Origin of the sequence: Acinetobacter sp. SWBY1 (assembly GCF_002946595.1) — a bacterium.
Classification (GTDB): Bacteria; Pseudomonadota; Gammaproteobacteria; order Pseudomonadales; family Moraxellaceae; genus Acinetobacter; species Acinetobacter towneri.
In genome coordinates this window covers 1,625,841-1,641,620 of the sequence record NZ_CP026616.1, presented here as the reverse complement: position 1 = coordinate 1,641,620, position 15,780 = coordinate 1,625,841, and the positions used below count along the sequence as shown (strand labels likewise).

The 15,780-nt window shown below is 43.0% G+C and carries 15 protein-coding genes; 7 read left to right on the top strand and 8 right to left on the bottom strand.

Going from position 1 to position 15,780, the window contains the following annotated elements; translation table 11 throughout:
* Positions 1 to 4 precede the first annotated feature (4 nt).
* Together C3Y93_RS07885 and C3Y93_RS07880 are read left to right on the top strand one after the other, a co-directional pair.
* Positions 5 to 640: an MlaC/ttg2D family ABC transporter substrate-binding protein gene (locus C3Y93_RS07885; RefSeq protein WP_004974651.1), complete on the top strand. Its 636-nt coding sequence runs from the start codon at positions 5 to 7 to the stop codon at positions 638 to 640.
* A 12-nt stretch (positions 641 to 652) separates the two neighbouring features.
* Positions 653 to 940 carry an STAS domain-containing protein gene (locus tag C3Y93_RS07880; RefSeq protein ID WP_104852594.1) on the top strand — a complete coding sequence of 96 codons (288 nt, stop codon included), beginning with the start codon at positions 653 to 655 and terminating at the stop codon, positions 938 to 940.
* 226 nt (positions 941 to 1,166) lie between these two features.
* On the opposite strand, the gene C3Y93_RS07875 is transcribed toward C3Y93_RS07880, so the two are convergent.
* Positions 1,167 to 2,180: a CorA family divalent cation transporter gene (locus tag C3Y93_RS07875; protein ID WP_096901036.1), complete on the bottom strand. Its 1,014-nt coding sequence runs from the start codon at positions 2,178 to 2,180 to the stop codon at positions 1,167 to 1,169.
* Between the two features lie 154 nt (positions 2,181 to 2,334).
* Between C3Y93_RS07875 and C3Y93_RS07870 the strand changes: the two genes are divergently transcribed.
* Both C3Y93_RS07870 and C3Y93_RS07865 read left to right on the top strand, forming a co-directional pair.
* Positions 2,335 to 2,937: a TIGR00730 family Rossman fold protein gene (locus C3Y93_RS07870; RefSeq protein ID WP_026438479.1), complete on the top strand. Its 603-nt coding sequence runs from the start codon at positions 2,335 to 2,337 to the stop codon at positions 2,935 to 2,937.
* 1 nt (position 2,938) lies between these two features.
* A complete protein-coding gene (locus C3Y93_RS07865) occupies positions 2,939 to 3,349 on the top strand; it encodes an NUDIX hydrolase (protein ID WP_004974664.1) in 411 nt (136 codons plus the stop codon).
* Between the two features lie 74 nt (positions 3,350 to 3,423).
* On the opposite strand, the gene C3Y93_RS07860 is transcribed toward C3Y93_RS07865, so the two are convergent.
* Positions 3,424 to 4,059 (bottom strand): ComF family protein, encoded by a 636-nt coding sequence (locus tag C3Y93_RS07860; RefSeq protein WP_104852593.1) that lies wholly within the window; start codon positions 4,057 to 4,059, stop codon positions 3,424 to 3,426.
* A gap of 18 nt (positions 4,060 to 4,077) precedes the next feature.
* On the bottom strand, positions 4,078 to 6,123 hold the full coding sequence (recG, locus tag C3Y93_RS07855; protein ID WP_104852592.1) for an ATP-dependent DNA helicase RecG: 2,046 nt from the start codon (positions 6,121 to 6,123) through the stop codon (positions 4,078 to 4,080).
* Positions 6,124 to 6,159: 36 nt separating this feature from the next.
* On the opposite strand from recG, the gene C3Y93_RS07850 reads away from it, so the two are divergent.
* Positions 6,160 to 6,981 carry an NAD-dependent epimerase/dehydratase family protein gene (locus tag C3Y93_RS07850; RefSeq protein ID WP_104852591.1) on the top strand — a complete coding sequence of 274 codons (822 nt, stop codon included), beginning with the start codon at positions 6,160 to 6,162 and terminating at the stop codon, positions 6,979 to 6,981.
* A 53-nt stretch (positions 6,982 to 7,034) separates the two neighbouring features.
* Here the strand turns inward: C3Y93_RS07850 and plsB are convergent, their stop codons facing one another.
* A complete protein-coding gene (plsB, locus tag C3Y93_RS07845; protein WP_104852590.1) occupies positions 7,035 to 9,599 on the bottom strand; it encodes a glycerol-3-phosphate 1-O-acyltransferase PlsB in 2,565 nt (854 codons plus the stop codon).
* Positions 9,600 to 9,903: 304 nt separating this feature from the next.
* On the opposite strand from plsB, the gene C3Y93_RS07840 reads away from it, so the two are divergent.
* Together C3Y93_RS07840 and C3Y93_RS07835 are read left to right on the top strand one after the other, a co-directional pair.
* Positions 9,904 to 10,776: an acyl-CoA thioesterase gene (locus C3Y93_RS07840; RefSeq protein WP_004974677.1), complete on the top strand. Its 873-nt coding sequence runs from the start codon at positions 9,904 to 9,906 to the stop codon at positions 10,774 to 10,776.
* A 165-nt stretch (positions 10,777 to 10,941) separates the two neighbouring features.
* A complete protein-coding gene (locus C3Y93_RS07835) occupies positions 10,942 to 12,183 on the top strand; it encodes a dicarboxylate/amino acid:cation symporter (protein ID WP_104852589.1) in 1,242 nt (413 codons plus the stop codon).
* 78 nt (positions 12,184 to 12,261) lie between these two features.
* On the opposite strand, the gene C3Y93_RS07830 is transcribed toward C3Y93_RS07835, so the two are convergent.
* From C3Y93_RS07830 to hmpA, 4 genes are all read right to left on the bottom strand, one after another.
* Positions 12,262 to 12,675, bottom strand: a complete 414-nt coding sequence (locus tag C3Y93_RS07830) for a VOC family protein (RefSeq protein WP_104852588.1) — start codon at positions 12,673 to 12,675, stop codon at positions 12,262 to 12,264.
* Positions 12,676 to 12,891: 216 nt separating this feature from the next.
* Positions 12,892 to 13,740, bottom strand: coding sequence for a ribosome biogenesis GTP-binding protein YihA/YsxC (gene yihA, locus C3Y93_RS07825; protein WP_104852587.1), 849 nt, complete (start codon positions 13,738 to 13,740; stop codon positions 12,892 to 12,894).
* A gap of 130 nt (positions 13,741 to 13,870) precedes the next feature.
* The gene (locus C3Y93_RS07820) at positions 13,871 to 14,314 is read right to left on the bottom strand and encodes an RrF2 family transcriptional regulator (protein ID WP_004974689.1); all 444 of its coding nucleotides are present in this window, start codon (positions 14,312 to 14,314) and stop codon (positions 13,871 to 13,873) included.
* Positions 14,315 to 14,406: 92 nt separating this feature from the next.
* Complete coding sequence (hmpA, locus tag C3Y93_RS07815; protein ID WP_004974691.1) at positions 14,407 to 15,618, bottom strand: NO-inducible flavohemoprotein; 1,212 nt, start codon at positions 15,616 to 15,618, stop codon at positions 14,407 to 14,409.
* Positions 15,619 to 15,780 lie beyond the last annotated feature (162 nt).

Genomic DNA, 15,780 nt, shown 5'->3' with positions numbered 1-15,780 from the left:
GTCCGTGAAAACACTTTTAAAGCAAACTCTGGCGGTAAGTGTACTTTCAACCATGTTGGCAGGAACTGCATTTGCTGCACCTGCAGAAGCGCCACCAGCTTTTGTGAAAAAAGTTGCCGATAGCTTGATTGCACGTTTAAAAGCAGATCATGCTAAATTGCAGAACAATCCAGCATTGGTCAAAACGATTGTGCGTCAAAACCTTGATCCGTATGTAGATGCGCAGGCATTTACCCGTATTGTGATGGGGACTTATGCGACGAACCAATACAGTTCAGCAGCACAACGCGCGCAGTTTGAGAAAAACTTCCGTGAAACCTTAATTGAGAACTATGGCACAGCGTTTGCGAAATTTAGCAACCAAAGCTACACCATGCGTCCTTATAAGGCGACCAACAGCAAGAACCCAGTGGTGACCATTGATTTCTTGCATAATGGTGAAAAAATTCCTGTGTCATTCCAGTTGGCAGACAAAGGCAGCCAATGGAAAATCCGTAACATTAACGTGTCGGGTATTGATTTAGGTTTGCAATTCCGTAACCAGTTTGCAGCGAACGTGAAGCGTAATGGCGGCAATATTGATAAAGCCATTGCAACCTTTAAGCCAGATGCAGAAGCTGCGGTTGAAAAGAAAAAATAGGTTAGGTGTGGCGTGATTGAATTATCAAATCAGGAATTATGTGTTTCTGGAAAAATAGATTTCAGTAATGCAGAGCAATATTACCAAAAAGGTCTGCAGTTGATTCGTAAGCAGCAGTTGCCTTTGGTGGTTAATTTGGCGCAGCTAGAACACGAGAGTACTTTAGCTTTGGCCGTTTTGGTGCAATGGTTGCGTCAGACGCCTGAAGCCAAGGGCTTACAGTTTAAAGCGGTTCCTGAAAAAATGATGAAGATCATTCAAGCCTGTCATTTGCAAGATGATTTGCAGCTAATCGTCTAAAACTGAAAAAACCATCAAAAAAGCACCTTCTTGTAAGGTGCTTTTTTATTGCGTTTAGTTTCCCGCTTTATTCAAGTGAGGTAGGCTTGCAAAGCTCTCTAACCCGCTGCTAAAAGGAGAAGAAAGATTGCAAACCTTTCTAACCCGCTTCTAAAAGGAGAGAAAAAAGATTGCAAACCTCTCCCTAACCCTCTCCTAAACCTAAAAAGAGAGGGAATAAAAGGCATCAAATCCATTTTTTCCATCTAAAGTAAATTAATGGGCCAATAAAGAAGCCAATTAAAATAATACTGACCACTATAAAACTGGTGGTGCCTTTGGCAAAAGGTAACACGTCGGTGTTCATACCATAAACACTGGCAACTAACATCGGTGGCGCTAACATACTCGGCAAAATCGAGAATCGACGAATCGTGTCGTTCTGTTCGGTGTTAATGAAGCCTGAAGTGGTATCGAGCAAGAAGCGCACTTTTTGGAATAAGAAGGCATCGTGTTCGACCAGTGAGCGTACATCTTCACTGAGTTCTCGAATGTCGGCATCGTAAATATGACTACCCAACGCACGCGGACGTGCCAAAAAGGTCAGGACACGACGTAAATCAATCAAACACAGTTGTGCTTTTCCAAGCATGTCTTCTAATTGTGCCAGTCGGGTAATCATGTCATCGAGGTCTAAAATTTGCTCACGATGGCGGTTATTCAGAACTTCTGTGGAATACTTTTCCAAGTCCTTGTGGATATCTTCCAAGATATCCGCAAGTTCGTCCAGTTTGGCTTCAAGCAAGCCCAAAAGTACCCAAGTCGGGTCTTTATAGTCAATTTCGTAGTCGTTACGTCGTGCACGCGCCCGAAATGCCCGAAACGCCACTAATTTTTCACCACGTAGGGTAAACAAGTGTTCTTTATGTAAAATAAAGGCGACGGTTTGCACAGTGGCTAAAATACTGGAATTGTCTTCAGTTTCGCCATCGACTTGATAGTTTTTATTTTTAGTTAAAAAATAGGTACTAATGTGTAAAATACCGTCATCATCACGGTAGAATCGCGCTGAAGATGAAATATCTTCCAAAGATTTTAAGGTTGGTAAATTTTGTGAGTATGCGTCTAGTACCCATTGCTGTTCTTCTTGTGAAGGGGCAATCAGGTCAATCCAGACCAGATCTGGATGCAAATCAAAACCACCGTTAATGGTGGCATCTTCCAGACTACCGCGCTCTGTGGCATAAAAGGCTTCAAGCATTCGTCTTTTCTCCTTGCGCAGTATGGGTTTTGTGGATGGGTGTATTTTAGACAAGGATCTTACTAAATACACTGCTCAGAATGCTATTTTATTTAAAAATCTCCCTGAAGTTTAATTTTATGGCATGACAGCCAGATAACATGGTGAAAAAATGATGTCGTCAATTGCTATTTTCTGTGGTTCTGCCCCAGGAAAAGATTCAGTTTTTGTTGAAAATGCACGAAAAGTGGGTGAAACATTGGCTGCACAAGGCAAAACTTTAATTTATGGCGGTGGACGCTCAGGCTTAATGGGTGTGGTGGCAGATAGTACTTTGGCCGCAGGTGGGCGTGCAATTGGTGTCATGCCTGAAAGTTTGGCAGAGCATGAATTGGCGCATCCGCATTTGACCGAATTACACATCGTAGAAAACATGCATGCCCGCAAAATAAAAATGTCAGAATTGGCCGAGGGCTTTATTGCTTTGCCGGGTGGTTCTGGAACTTTAGAAGAAATTTTTGAGCAATGGACGTGGGCACAATTAGGAATTCACTCAAAACCCTGTGCCTTTTTTAATGTAGCTGGCTTTTATGATGATTTGCTGAAGTTTTTAAGACAGACCTCTGAAAAAGGTTTTACTCAGCCACGTTTTTGTGAGGCATTGATTGTATCGAATTGTATTGACAATATTTTGCAGCAATTTGAACAATACCGTGTTCCTGAAATGAAATGGGAAGTGCCTGAGCTAGAGTGGGTGCAGCAGGAACTGGCGAAATAAAATGGCTGAGATCAACAACATCATTACCGTTGCAGCTGCAATTATTTTAAATGTCAAACAGCAGTTATTGGTGGTGCGTAAACAGCATACCGCGTGTTTTATGCAGGTCGGTGGCAAATTAGAACCCAATGAAGCGCCTGAAACGACCATGTTGCGAGAAATTGCCGAAGAAATTGGCTGTCAGGCGCAAATTCAACAATTTATTGGACGCTATGAAACAGCAACGGCCAATGAGCCCGACTGCCGTTTGGTCAGTTATGTGTATTGGGTTCAGCTTGATCAGGCACCAAAAATTGCTGCTGAAATTGCCGAAATGAAGTGGGTAGATTTGGATGATCAAGATACTTTGTTGGCACCGCTGACCCGTGAAGTGGTGATGCCGTGGTTAAAACAATATTTACAACAAAATTAAGAGCAGTTGATCATTCTTCTATATTTTAAGTTCAACTTTTTAATGCGTTGAGCATATTCAACCGAATAGTTTTTTTATTCAGCACTGGCCAGACAAACCGCCTCGACTTTTTGACAGCCGAGCTTGAGCAACTGCTGTTTGAGTGCATGAATTGAACTGCCCGTCGTGACCACATCATCCACAATTAAAACCCGACGAAAACGGATTTTAGGCGCATTCTGAATTTGAAATTGCTGTTGGATGTCTTCCAATCTTTCTAAGCGACTTAAGCCTTTTTGCGCGTGCTGTTGTAAGCGGGTCACAGGTTGCCAAATCGGGACATTTAAATGCCGCGCTAGTCCTTTTGCTAACAATAAAGATTGATTGTAGCCGCGTTCAGTCAAGCGGGCAGTGGAAATTGGCATCGGTACAATGGCTTGGATTTTAGGATAAGACAGTTGTTTTAGCGCGCCTACTAAAAGCAGTTGGTAATGTAACTGCTGTTCATATTTAAATTGTTGAATGATGCGATTAATTGGATAGTGATAATCAAAGGCGACTTGAATCTGTATTTCTTGTCGTTGTACCGCTTGGCTACGCCACGGTAATTGTTGCCAACAGGTTTGACAGACTGAATGTTGCCATTGCGTGTCGCTATGGCAGAGCTGACACGGTTGCAGTTGGCGCAGCCATTGTATGCCGCATTGTAGTAGATTGATCGGCTGAGTCATCTTAGGACTGCAATCCGTTTAAACATAGGCATAACGTGGTGCCTCAGGCAGCCAGCGTTTTAGCAAAGCTTCGGCATGTGTAGGATAATCGTTTAAAATTTGCTGTGCCACATGATGCGCCTGTGCCAGCAAATGATCATCCCGTTCTAATTTAGCCACCCGAAAGCCCATATCTCCCGTTTGTTTGGTTCCCAAGAGTTCACCTGGGCCGCGCAGTTCTAAATCTTTTTCTGCAATCACAAAACCATCGTTGGTTTCCCGCATAATCCGCAAGCGTTCTTGTCCATTTTGCGAAAGTGGATTTTTATACAACAGGGCACAAAAACTGGCTTTGGCACCCCGTCCGACTCGTCCACGTAGCTGATGTAGCTGTGAAAGTCCTAAACGCTCGGCATTTTCGATCACCATAATTGAAGCATTCGGTACATCGACCCCGACCTCAATTACTGTGGTGGCAATCAGCAACTGTAATTGATTGTCTTTAAATTGCTGCATGACGGCTTGTTTTTCATCGGCTTTCATTTTGCCGTGTACCAGCCCAATATTCAGTTCAGGAAAGCGTTCTTTAATTTCAGCAAAAGTCGCCTCGGCAGCTTGCGCATCTAAGGTTTCCGACTGTTCCACCAAGGTACAGACCCAATAGGCTTGTTTGCCTTCGGCACAATTGCTGGCAATGCGTTGTAAGACTTCTTCACGCCGATCTAGCGGAATAGTCACCGTTTGAATAGGTGTACGTCCTGGCGGTAGTTCATCAATCACCGAAGTGTCCAAATCGCCATAGGCGGACATGGCTAAAGTTCGCGGAATAGGCGTTGCAGTCATCACCAATTGATGCGGTGTAGTGTGATTGGCACCTTTATTGCGCAAAGCCAGACGTTGATCGACCCCAAAACGGTGTTGTTCATCAATAATCACCAAACCTAATTTGGCAAATTGCACATTGTCCTGAAATAACGCATGTGTCCCAACCACCAAATTGGCGCTACCATCTTGAATGCTCAGTTCAGCCGCTGCGCGTGCTTTGCCTTTTTGTTTGCCAGACAACCACGCCACTGTTAAGCCCAACGGCTCAAACCATTTTTGAAAGTTCAGATAATGTTGTTCTGCCAAAATTTCAGTGGGTGCCATCAGCGCGACTTGCCAGCCTTCTTCTAGGGCATGACAAGCTGCGACTGCAGCGACCAAGGTTTTACCTGCACCTACATCACCTTGTACCAAGCGCAGCATGGGTTTATTACCCTGCAAATCCTGCATGATTTCTTGCGAAACCCGTTGCTGTGCGCCTGTCATTTGAAAAGGCATGTTGCCGAGTAACGCAGGCGCTAGTTTTTGACTTGGGGAAAATGCAGGTGAGGAAATTTGCTGAATATAAGCCCGTCGGGTTAGCAAGCTGACTTGATGCGCCACCAACTCTTCAAAAATCAAGCGTTGCTGTGCAGGGTGAGAGCCTTGTGCCAATTGCAGCATATTGGCATTTAAAGGTGGATGGTGAATATAATCTAGCGCCTGTTTGAGTGCATAACCATTGGTCATTTTTTCAGGCAAGAGTTCAGGTAAATCATCACTATGCTGTGCCAAAGCTTGTTTGACATATTCACGTAATTTGGCTTGGGTCAGCCCATCGGTGCTTGGGTAAATAGCGGTCAGTTGGGTTTTAGGCAGTGCAGTATGTTCAGTAATGAGTTGTAATTCGGGATGATACATTTCCAGACCACGCGCTCCAACCCGTACTTCGCCAAATACTCTTAAACGATTGCCGAGTTTGGCACGATCTGTAATGCCTTTATAAATATGATAAAAACGTAAGGTGATTTTGCCAAATTCATCTTCTAAATTGACCGCCATTGACTTGCGTTTACCCGGTGGAAAATCGACCCCTTTAACCACACCTTCGAGTAAATAGCTGCGTCCCACATTTAATTGGTTCATGGGAATGATCGTGCTACGATCTTCATAGTCACGCGGTAGATGAAACAACAAGTCATCTGTGGTGAAAATATTTAGTTTTTCGAGTAATGCAGCAGAGGCAGAGCCTACCCCTTGCAACTGATGGACTGCAGCCATGTCCCCTCAACTTCAAATGCTATGATTAGGTGCTGAATGCATATTCTATTTATTGGTTATGGTAAAACATCGCAGCGTGTTGCAAAACAACTATTTACGCTCGGTCATCAAATTACCACAATTAGCCGCAGTCTGAAAACAGATCCTGATATGACGCATCTGCTTCAAGATATTCAACAGCTCGATTTATCACAGACTCAACCTGTTGATGCCGTTTATGTATTACTTGCACCATCTCGGAATACGGTTTTGAGTTCTGTAGAAGCGTATCAACAGACTTATGTAGATTCTGTGCAGCCGATTGTCGCTGCATTAAAAGATCATCCTGTAAAGCGAATTATTGTGGTTTCATCTACACGGGTTTATGGCGAAAACGCAGGTGAATGTATTGATGATGATACTGTGCCTAAGCCGAATGATGTACAAGGGCAGTTGTTGTTGCAGATGGAACACTTGTGGCAACAGGCTTATCCTGAACAATGTGTGATCGTACGTCCTTCGGGTATTTATGGCACTTCGACTGCACGCATGCTCAAACTTGCGGAAAGCACACAAAGTTACCCGAATATACATTGGTCAAATCGGATTCATATTGATGATTTGGCAGGTTTTTTGGCACATTTACTTCACGTGGAACATCCAGAACCATCATATATTTGCAGCAATAACCAAGCTCAGCCTTTGCATGAAATGATTTTAAAGATTCAGCGCGCATGTGCTTTAGCTGAGTTGGTGCTGGAAAGTGAGCGTGAAACAGGGAAAAGGATTTTTGCTACGCGGATGGAGAAAATAGGATTTCAGTTAGAATATGTAGATTGCTTGGAGGATTATGCAAAGTTATTCGCAGAAATAGAATAATAAAAACTCCTTCTCTTGCGCCATATAGGGTGCAAGAGAAGGAACTTTAAAAACTATTTCTTTTTACGTTTCAAACGTTTCTTCGCTTGTTGTGCAGCCAGTGCATCTAAGGCTTCACGTAACTCTTCATCACTGAAGGTGGTGATGTGTTGTAACATTTGCAAAGTCACATCATCTAAAACCAAGTTGGCATATTGCGCGACATTTTTAAAGTTGTCGTCAAACACAATCGCATTGTCGCTATTGGTGCTGATATAACCCTGTTGCGTCAGCACTTTAATAAAGCTTTGGAATAAAGCTTTATCAAAGAACTCAGGTGAGTTGAATTCATATAGAACTGATAAACGCTGACCGACCAAATGGCTCAATTCTTCGACCTGACGTGCCGAAATATTGCCTGAACCACGTTGTGTGATTAAAGCCAAGGTCATGTAATAACGTTCTAAACTCTGCATTACAGGTGCAGCTAAGACCACCAACTGGTTATGATCTTCACTGTTTGGTGCAGGAGAAATTAAATTGCCTTCAGCATCTTCAGAAATCAATTTGGCCTGAATTAGAGCTTCTACATAGGCACAAATTTTTTCTTTAAGCTCTTGATCTTGCCATTTTAAGAACAATTCAGCTTTCAAGAATGGATATAAAGTACGAATGACATTGATGAGATCGCCACGACGAATCGAACCGTTGTGTTCTACCAACGCCGCAATTAATGATGGCAAAACAAAGGCATGCAAAATGTTGTTGCGGAAGTAGGTGAGCAGTACCGCCTGATTATCTGCAATTGCAATAATATCACCCAATACGTGCTGTACGCGTTTAATCAGTTTGAGTTTTAAGCCGTAGGCAATAATTTCTTTACCTGATAATGGTGTGACTTGAGTGCGCTCATCATAAGGCAGGGCAGTGAGCAGATTACGGTAAGTGTCTAACTGCTTCACACAAATTTCTTCATCCAAGGTATGTTTTGGTGTTGCCAGTAAAATCAGCGATAACAAAGATACCGGGTTAATTACCGCAGCACGGTTAATGTTTTCCAAAATCGCATGTGCTGAAGTATTCACTGCATCTGACACTTGTGGTGGAATAGGATCATCATTTTTTTCAATGCTGATGTGTTCGGCATCGTGTTGTTTTAGAACATCATCTAAAAACACAGGTTCGCCAAAATTGACATGCACCTTGCCAAAAATCCGTTCAATCTTGCGCATGGTTTTTAAAATGCCCATTAGCGATTCAGATTCTTTTGGCTTGCCTTGCATTTCACCGACATAGGTTGAACCTTCCATCAGGCGTTCATAACCAATATAAGTTGGCACAAAAGCAATCGGTTTAGCACGACCACGCAAATGACTGTGAATGGTCATGGCGAGCATGCCTGTTTTTGGTGGCAACAAGCGGCCTGTACGTGAACGTCCACCTTCAATAAAGTATTCAAGCGGCGTGTTACGCGACAAAATACTGAATAAATATTCTTTAAAGACGGTTGTGTATAAGCCGTTGCCACGGAAAGTACGACGGATAAAAAACGCACCGCCACCACGAAGCAATTGACCTACAAATGGCATATTCAGGTTATCGCCCGCAGCAATGTACGGCACCATCATGCCGCGTTTGTAAATCACATAAGACAGCAATAAATAGTCGATATGACTGCGGTGACATGGGGTATAGATAATTTCATAGTCTTTGGCCAGTTCGCGCACGGTACTAAAATTATGCACTTCCACGCCATCGTACAATTGTGTCCATAAGCGGGTCAGTGCCATATCGGCAAAGCGTACCGCTGCATGAGAGTAGTCCGACACGATTTCATTTAAATAACCAATCGCACGACGCTCGGCTTCAATCACGCTAATTTTACTGCGTAAACTTTCACGACGAATGGCATCTTGCACATCGGGAGATTTAATCAGACTGAGCATGACATTGCGGCGGTCAGACAAGTCTGGGCCAAGTACGACTTCACGTTGTCCATCTAAGTAATTATTTAGAGTGTTAACAATAAAGGTCGCAGGCGACAGGTTCGGATGCTCAGTTTTGGCATGTTCAATTAAAGCGCGTAATGATTGTGGCTCGTGAAATTCCAAATAAGACTGACGACCATGCACCCCAATATTCATTAACTGCTTGACTGTGCCAGGCGTTGCCCACGTATCGGTAAACAGTAGTTTAAACCACGAATCCTCTTTGTCTGGAGAACGTCCCCACAACACGGTCACAGGTACCAATTCAATATCAAGTTCTGGGTGTTGTTCTAATTGTTCAATTAAACGTAACAAGCGTGGCGGAAAAGCATAAGGTGGTGGATTGAGTAGGTTGTTCTCATCGTGATGCTGTAAAAACAGAATCGAGGCTTTTTCTTTATGTGAACCCATCACCAATGGATCAAGCGCAGGCGTGAGTTTTAAGCGACGTGTTTCGCCATCGACCACCAAGGCATTGCTGCGTGAGTGATTTTGCAATACGTAGCAAGTTATCTTGGTGCGAGTGGCATTTGAGTCTACACTTTGCGCATCCTTGACAGGGACTTCACCCAAAACATGCGGTGTCACCACAAGGTCAAGCAGCTTACCAGAAAGCTGACGATACATTTGACCAAAACCACGCTTGGACATACTCACTCCTACTTCATCACCTAAGTCCCTAGCCAGTAGGGAATTTATTTTGCGTCATTGTATCTAATAATCGCGCTGCATTTTTAGATAATTTGCATGAATATTGTTAGATTTTATCGTTAAAAATCGTATTTTTAGCAAAATTGATCGGCTAAGTTGTGACACAGCGGTCAGTCTTTGATGGGTAAAAGATGCAGAATCTATGGCAAAATAGCAGGCTTAAAATAGTCAGTTTATTTTGACGATTTATTTTTTCATCGACTTCGATCCCGCATCCCCAATTTCCGCCATACATAGGTTAGTTATGAACGCACTCACACAAGAGCTGGTTGAACTTCTTTGTTTAGAAAAGTTAGAAGAAAATATCTACCGAGGTATCAGTCGTAACTTGGTGGGTAAACGTGTTTTTGGTGGACAGGTTTTGGGACAGGCTTTACGTGCTGCATCTTATACCACTGATCGTCCTGCGCACTCATTGCATGCCTATTTCTTGTTTGGTGGCGATGTCAACGCACCTATTATTTATGAAGTTGACCGTTTGCGTGATGGTAAAAGTTTTTCTAGCCGTCAAGTACGTGCCATTCAGCATGGGCGTACCATTTTTACTGCGATGGTGTCCTTTGCGCCGTTGGAAGACGGTCTGAATTATCAAATTTCAGAGCCAAACTATCCTGCAGCAGAAGCTTTAAAAAACGAAGCGGAACTCAAACAGCATATTGTCGAGTTTGTACCTGAAAATGTGCGTGCCAGTTTTATGCGTGATCGCTTGGTGGAGATTCGCCCGATTAATCCGAGCAATCCATTTTTACCGCAGCCTGAAGCACCTGCTTATGCACACTACATTCGTACCCATGACAGCATTTCACCAGAGGTGGATGAAGTGTCTTTGCATCAGGCAATTGCGGCATTTTATTCAGACTTCACGTTAATGACCACAGCACTGCGTCCGCATGGTTTGAGCTATTTATCACCAAGTTTGCAGTGTGCCAGTATTGACCATGCCATGTATTTCCATAAACCGTTCCGTGTGGATGACTGGATGCTGTACGACATGGAAGCCACCATTAGCACTAGTTCGCGTGGTTTGAACTTTGGGCGCATGTGGCAAAATGGTGAATTGGTGTGTAGCACCAGTCAGGAAGGCTTGATTCGTTTACGTGAAATCGAAACGCAATAAAATATAGCCTTTAAAATCTACATTCATCAGCCGACATTCATGTCGGCTTTTTTACATCCTGAAGCACGATCTGAACCTAATCAAAGTGCGCTAGAAAAATAATACTCGATTCAATTTCAGCCACATGGCATAGTCCACACATCACATTAAAAAACTCAATTGCGTATGAGCCTCAATACACAAATTCTAATTGCCGCAATTTTGGGTGTGGTGTTTGGTTTTATTCTGAATCTATTTCCAGACAGCACATTTTTTAGCGCCAGTTTGTATGGCATTGGTTTAATGAGCAGTATTTTTATTGGTTTACTGAAAATGCTGCTGATCCCACTAATTTTTAGCTCAATTGTGGTCGGTGTGTCGAACTTACAGGCTGTAGGGCAATTGAGTCGAGTCTGGAAAATTACGTTGGCGTGTTGTGTCACCACCACGACTTTGGCTTTAATTTTAGGTTTGGCGTGTGCGCATTTATTTGCAGTGGGTAAAGGCGTAGATATTGTGATGTTTCAAGATGCTATGGCGCAGCATCAAAGCCCAGACACGCTTACGCCGTCTTCGTTTTTTACCAATTTCATTCAAAACACCTTAATCAATCCGTTTAAAGCTTTTGCCGAGGGTAATGTTTTGGCAGTGGTGATATTTGCCTTATTGGTGGGTGTGACGCTGGTCAAAGGCGGGGAGCACTTTAAAACGGTACGTAAACTCAGTCAGCAATTTTTTGAAATTATGATGTTGATGATTGGCTGGGTAATGAAACTGGCACCTTTGGGGATTTTTGCTTTATTGGCTAAGTTGGTTGCAACCGAAGATATTTCAGTCCTGAGTCGTTTGGCAGAGTTTGCTGCAGTGGTCACGGGCACCACGATTTTTCATGGTGTGGTGGTCTTGCCTTTGCTGTTGTGGATATTTGGCAAAATGGATCCGATCACCTTTTTTAAAGGCACACGTGCTGCCTTAATTACGGCTTTTGCCACCAGTTCCAGTTCTGCCACTATGCCACTTTCGATGAAATGTGCGCAGGAAAATTTAGGTGTGCGTCCGCAAACTGCAGGCTTTGTGATCCCGTTAGGTACACAACTGAATATGGATGGAACGGCATTGTATGAAGCTGCAGCGGCTTTGTTTGTTGCCAATTTAATGGGGCTGGATTTAAGTTTAGGACAGCAATTAATTGTCTGTGCCACAGCCATGATCGCTTCTTTGGGCGCGCCTGGTATTCCAAGCGCAGGTATGGTGACGATGATTATGGTATTACAATCGGTGGGCTTGCCTGCAGAAGCGATTGCGATTTTATTGCCGATCGACCGTTTGTTGGATACTGTGCGTACTGTGGTCAATGTGCAGGGCGATATGATGATTAGTGTGGTGGTCGATCGGCATACTCGTGATGACCCTGCACTGCATTCCTGATAATGGGTTTAAAATCGAATCAAGTTTTCAGCATCATCCTGTTTTATTGTGCTATGTAAAGACATGAGCCAAAGCAGATTAATCCCAACATGGGCTGTAGGCCACTTCCCAAATATGACCATCTAAGTCCTGAAAATAACCTGCATAACCGCCGTAAAAGGTGCTCTGTGCAGGTTTTAAAATTTTCGCACCTGCATTTTTTGCTTGTTTCAATACCTGATCGACCTCAAGTGGGCTATGAACATTATGTCCTAAAGTGATTTGTGCAGCACTGCTGGCTGTACCTGCTAAGCCTGTATCTTGTTGCAAACTTTGTTTAGACCATAAAGCCAGTTTTAAGCCTGCTTGCAGTTCAAAAAAGACCACCGCACCTGGTTCAAATTCCTGTCCAATAATGCCTTCAGTTACAAGTCCTAAGCCGTCGCGGTAAAAATCGAGTGCACGTTGTAAATCTTCTACCGCTAAGGTAATCACTGAAATGTGTGCCTGCATGTTTGATCTCCTTATCTTATGTAATTGTTTAAACGTTTAATTGTTATGATCTTGACAGTAGGGCATTTCTGGCTGCGTTGTAAAGTGCAACTTTGGTGGAGAGGGAGATTGTGATTACGGCGTAAAACTGAAAGTGGACATACAAATAAAAAGTCCTATTCGAGATTGAGCGAATAGGACTTTATGTTATAGACCAATAGTCAGTAATTTAACGGACTATTTGGTTTCGGTATCAGATGCGGTTAAATCGTCAGTTTCTAAAAATTCAGGCTGATCAACATCAACATCAACATCAACATCATCGCCAGTCGCTTCTGGAATGCTGTCTAAATCAAATTGATGCGCTTGTTCTAAGGTAAAGTTCAAACGTCCGCCCATCACACTCGCAAGTTCTTCCAAACCTTGCTTATTGAGTGATGAAAACAATTGAATCGAGAAATCTAGTTTCATCTTTTTCAACTGCTGTTTGACTTCAAGCAATACTTTATTGGCAGGGCCGCGGTTGAGTTTGTCCGATTTGGTGAGCAATACATGCACGAACAATTTACGCGAATACGCCCATTCCAGCATCATCACATCAAAGTGCTGTAAGGGATGGCGAATATCCATCAGTAACACCAAGCCTTGTAAACTTTTACGATGAATCAAATAATTTTCGAGTTCTTTTTGCCACACAATTTTCATGGCTTCAGGTACGGCTGCATAACCATAACCGGGTAAATCGACCAAACGCTGTTCGGGGTTGCCCAAACTAAAGAAGTTGATCATTTGGGTGCGCCCCGGTTTTTTAGAAGCACGTGCCAATTGTTTTTGATTAGTTAGGGCATTAATTGCACTGGACTTACCTGCATTGGAACGTCCTGCAAAAGCCACTTCGTAGCCAGTATCTTCTACACATAAATTTAGTTTAGGCGCACTCATTAAAAACTCGGCTTTACGCAGCCAGTTTAAGGCGCGAACAGAGTATTCAGTAATGGCAGGATCTACTTTTTTCTCGTAGCTAATTTTCTGCCGTGGCTGTGCTGCTGCCTTACTGTTTTTCGATTTTCCTCTGCTATGGTGCATAACTTAACTTCAATTCATGGTCTACAAACAGGCATTATAAAGCAAGTCATACAGGCAAGCGACCTTTGCGCTCTGAATGTCCGAAAAAAGCAACATCTAGGATGATGTTGCTTTAGCGGTTTAAGCTGCTTTAAAGATGAATCAGTGGGATTGGAGATTGTGTACTGAACTGTAAATTGGGTACAGGCTGTAATACTTCACCCAAGCTGTATTGATCTAAGCTTTGATAAAACTGTTCCATGGCCTGATTGAGAATGCCTTTTAGTCCACATTGCGCACGCAGCACGCAGGGCGGGGTATTACATTCTACAATTTGATTTTCACCTTGCAGGATTCTCACCACATGACCTAAACGCAAAGGCAATGCTTCAGGATGCAAGCGAATCCCGCCACCTTTACCACGAGTGGTAATTAGCCATCCTTGCTTACCCATAAAGTGAACGATTTTTACCAGATGGTTCTGGGAAACATGCAAATCCTGTGCAATTTCCGCAATGGTATAGGGTACATCTCGAGGACGCGAGATATACATTAAAATACGCAGCGCATAGTCGGTGAATTTATTTAATTGCATGATCGCACAGATGTTTTTTTAAAATACAAATAAATTAAGGCTAGTCTAGCATAACTAGACTAGCCTTACCTATTAGCTTTTAACGCTTTAGATTAGTGGCGAACACCACCTGTACCAAACGCTTCGCTATGGATTTGCTCATCTTTGATGCCACGCGCAAGTAAAGCTTTACGCTGTTCTGCCATGAATGGCATTGGACCACATAAGTAGTAATCTGCATCGGCTGGTAACAGCGCTGCATCTACAGTGCTGAGGTCTAAACGACCTGCAACATCGTAATCTTGACCCAGTACATCACCTTCGTTCGGGAACTCATACGCAGTCAACGTATGAATACGTGGACATTTCGCAGTTAAGTCTTGTAGATGCTGTTTCATGGCATGTACTTGTTTGCTACGACATGCGTGAATGAATGTCACAGGTTGTGGTACATCTAAAGTCACCAATTGGTTCAACATCGCAATCATTGGGGTTAAGCCAACGCCGCCGCTAATGAAGACATTACGTTTGTTGCTGTCGATGAGGAAGAAGTTGCCTGTTGGTGCAGATACTTCAACTTCAGAACCTTCTGGTAATTGGTGCAATACGTTCGATACCCAACCTGCAACCTTATCTGCACCATTGCCTGGCTCACGTTTTACAGAAATACGTAAGTAATCTTGTTGTGGGCTAGTCGATAGCGTGTATTGACGTGGTTGCTTCAAGCCAAGTTCAGGTACAAATACGCGTACTGAAATATATTGACCTGCTTCGTATTTTGGTAAATCGCCACCATCTACTGGCTCGAAGTAGATTGAAGTGATTTCGTCACTTTCTACAACTTTCTTGGCAATTTTGAAATTACGCCAGCCTAACCAGCTGCCTTTAGTTTGTTCGTGTTGTTCGTAGATTGCACGTTCAGCATTAATAAACACTTCTGCTAACTGACCATAAGCAGCTGCCCATGCATCAATTAGAGGATCTTCCATCGAAATATTCAACACTTCACTAATAGAATGCAGCAGGTTTTCGCCCACAATATTATAGTCAGGTGCTTGAATGTTTAAGCTCACGTGTTTGTGGGCAATCAGCTCAATGACAGGTGCAAGTACAGATGGATCTTCAATATTTTCAGCATAAGCCAATACAGCACCTGCAAGCGCTTGAGCCTGCGCACCACTACGTTGGTGACCCATGTTAAAGGTTTCTTTTAGATCAGGATTATTCCCCAACATGCGATTATAGAAATAACCTGTGAGTGCGACACCATTTTCACGCAGTACAGGAACAGTTGCTTTTACAAGGTCAATTTGCTGTGGAGTCATGTTCGATCTCTCATGGCTGTTATTTATAAGATGTATTTAAAATATATCTTATAAATAAGGATTGCAACCAATTTTTGGAAAAACCTTAAAAAAATTATGTATTATAAGAATATCCCATAATTTTTAAAGTTTTTATGGAGTTTGTAGATGTGACAGCGAGAG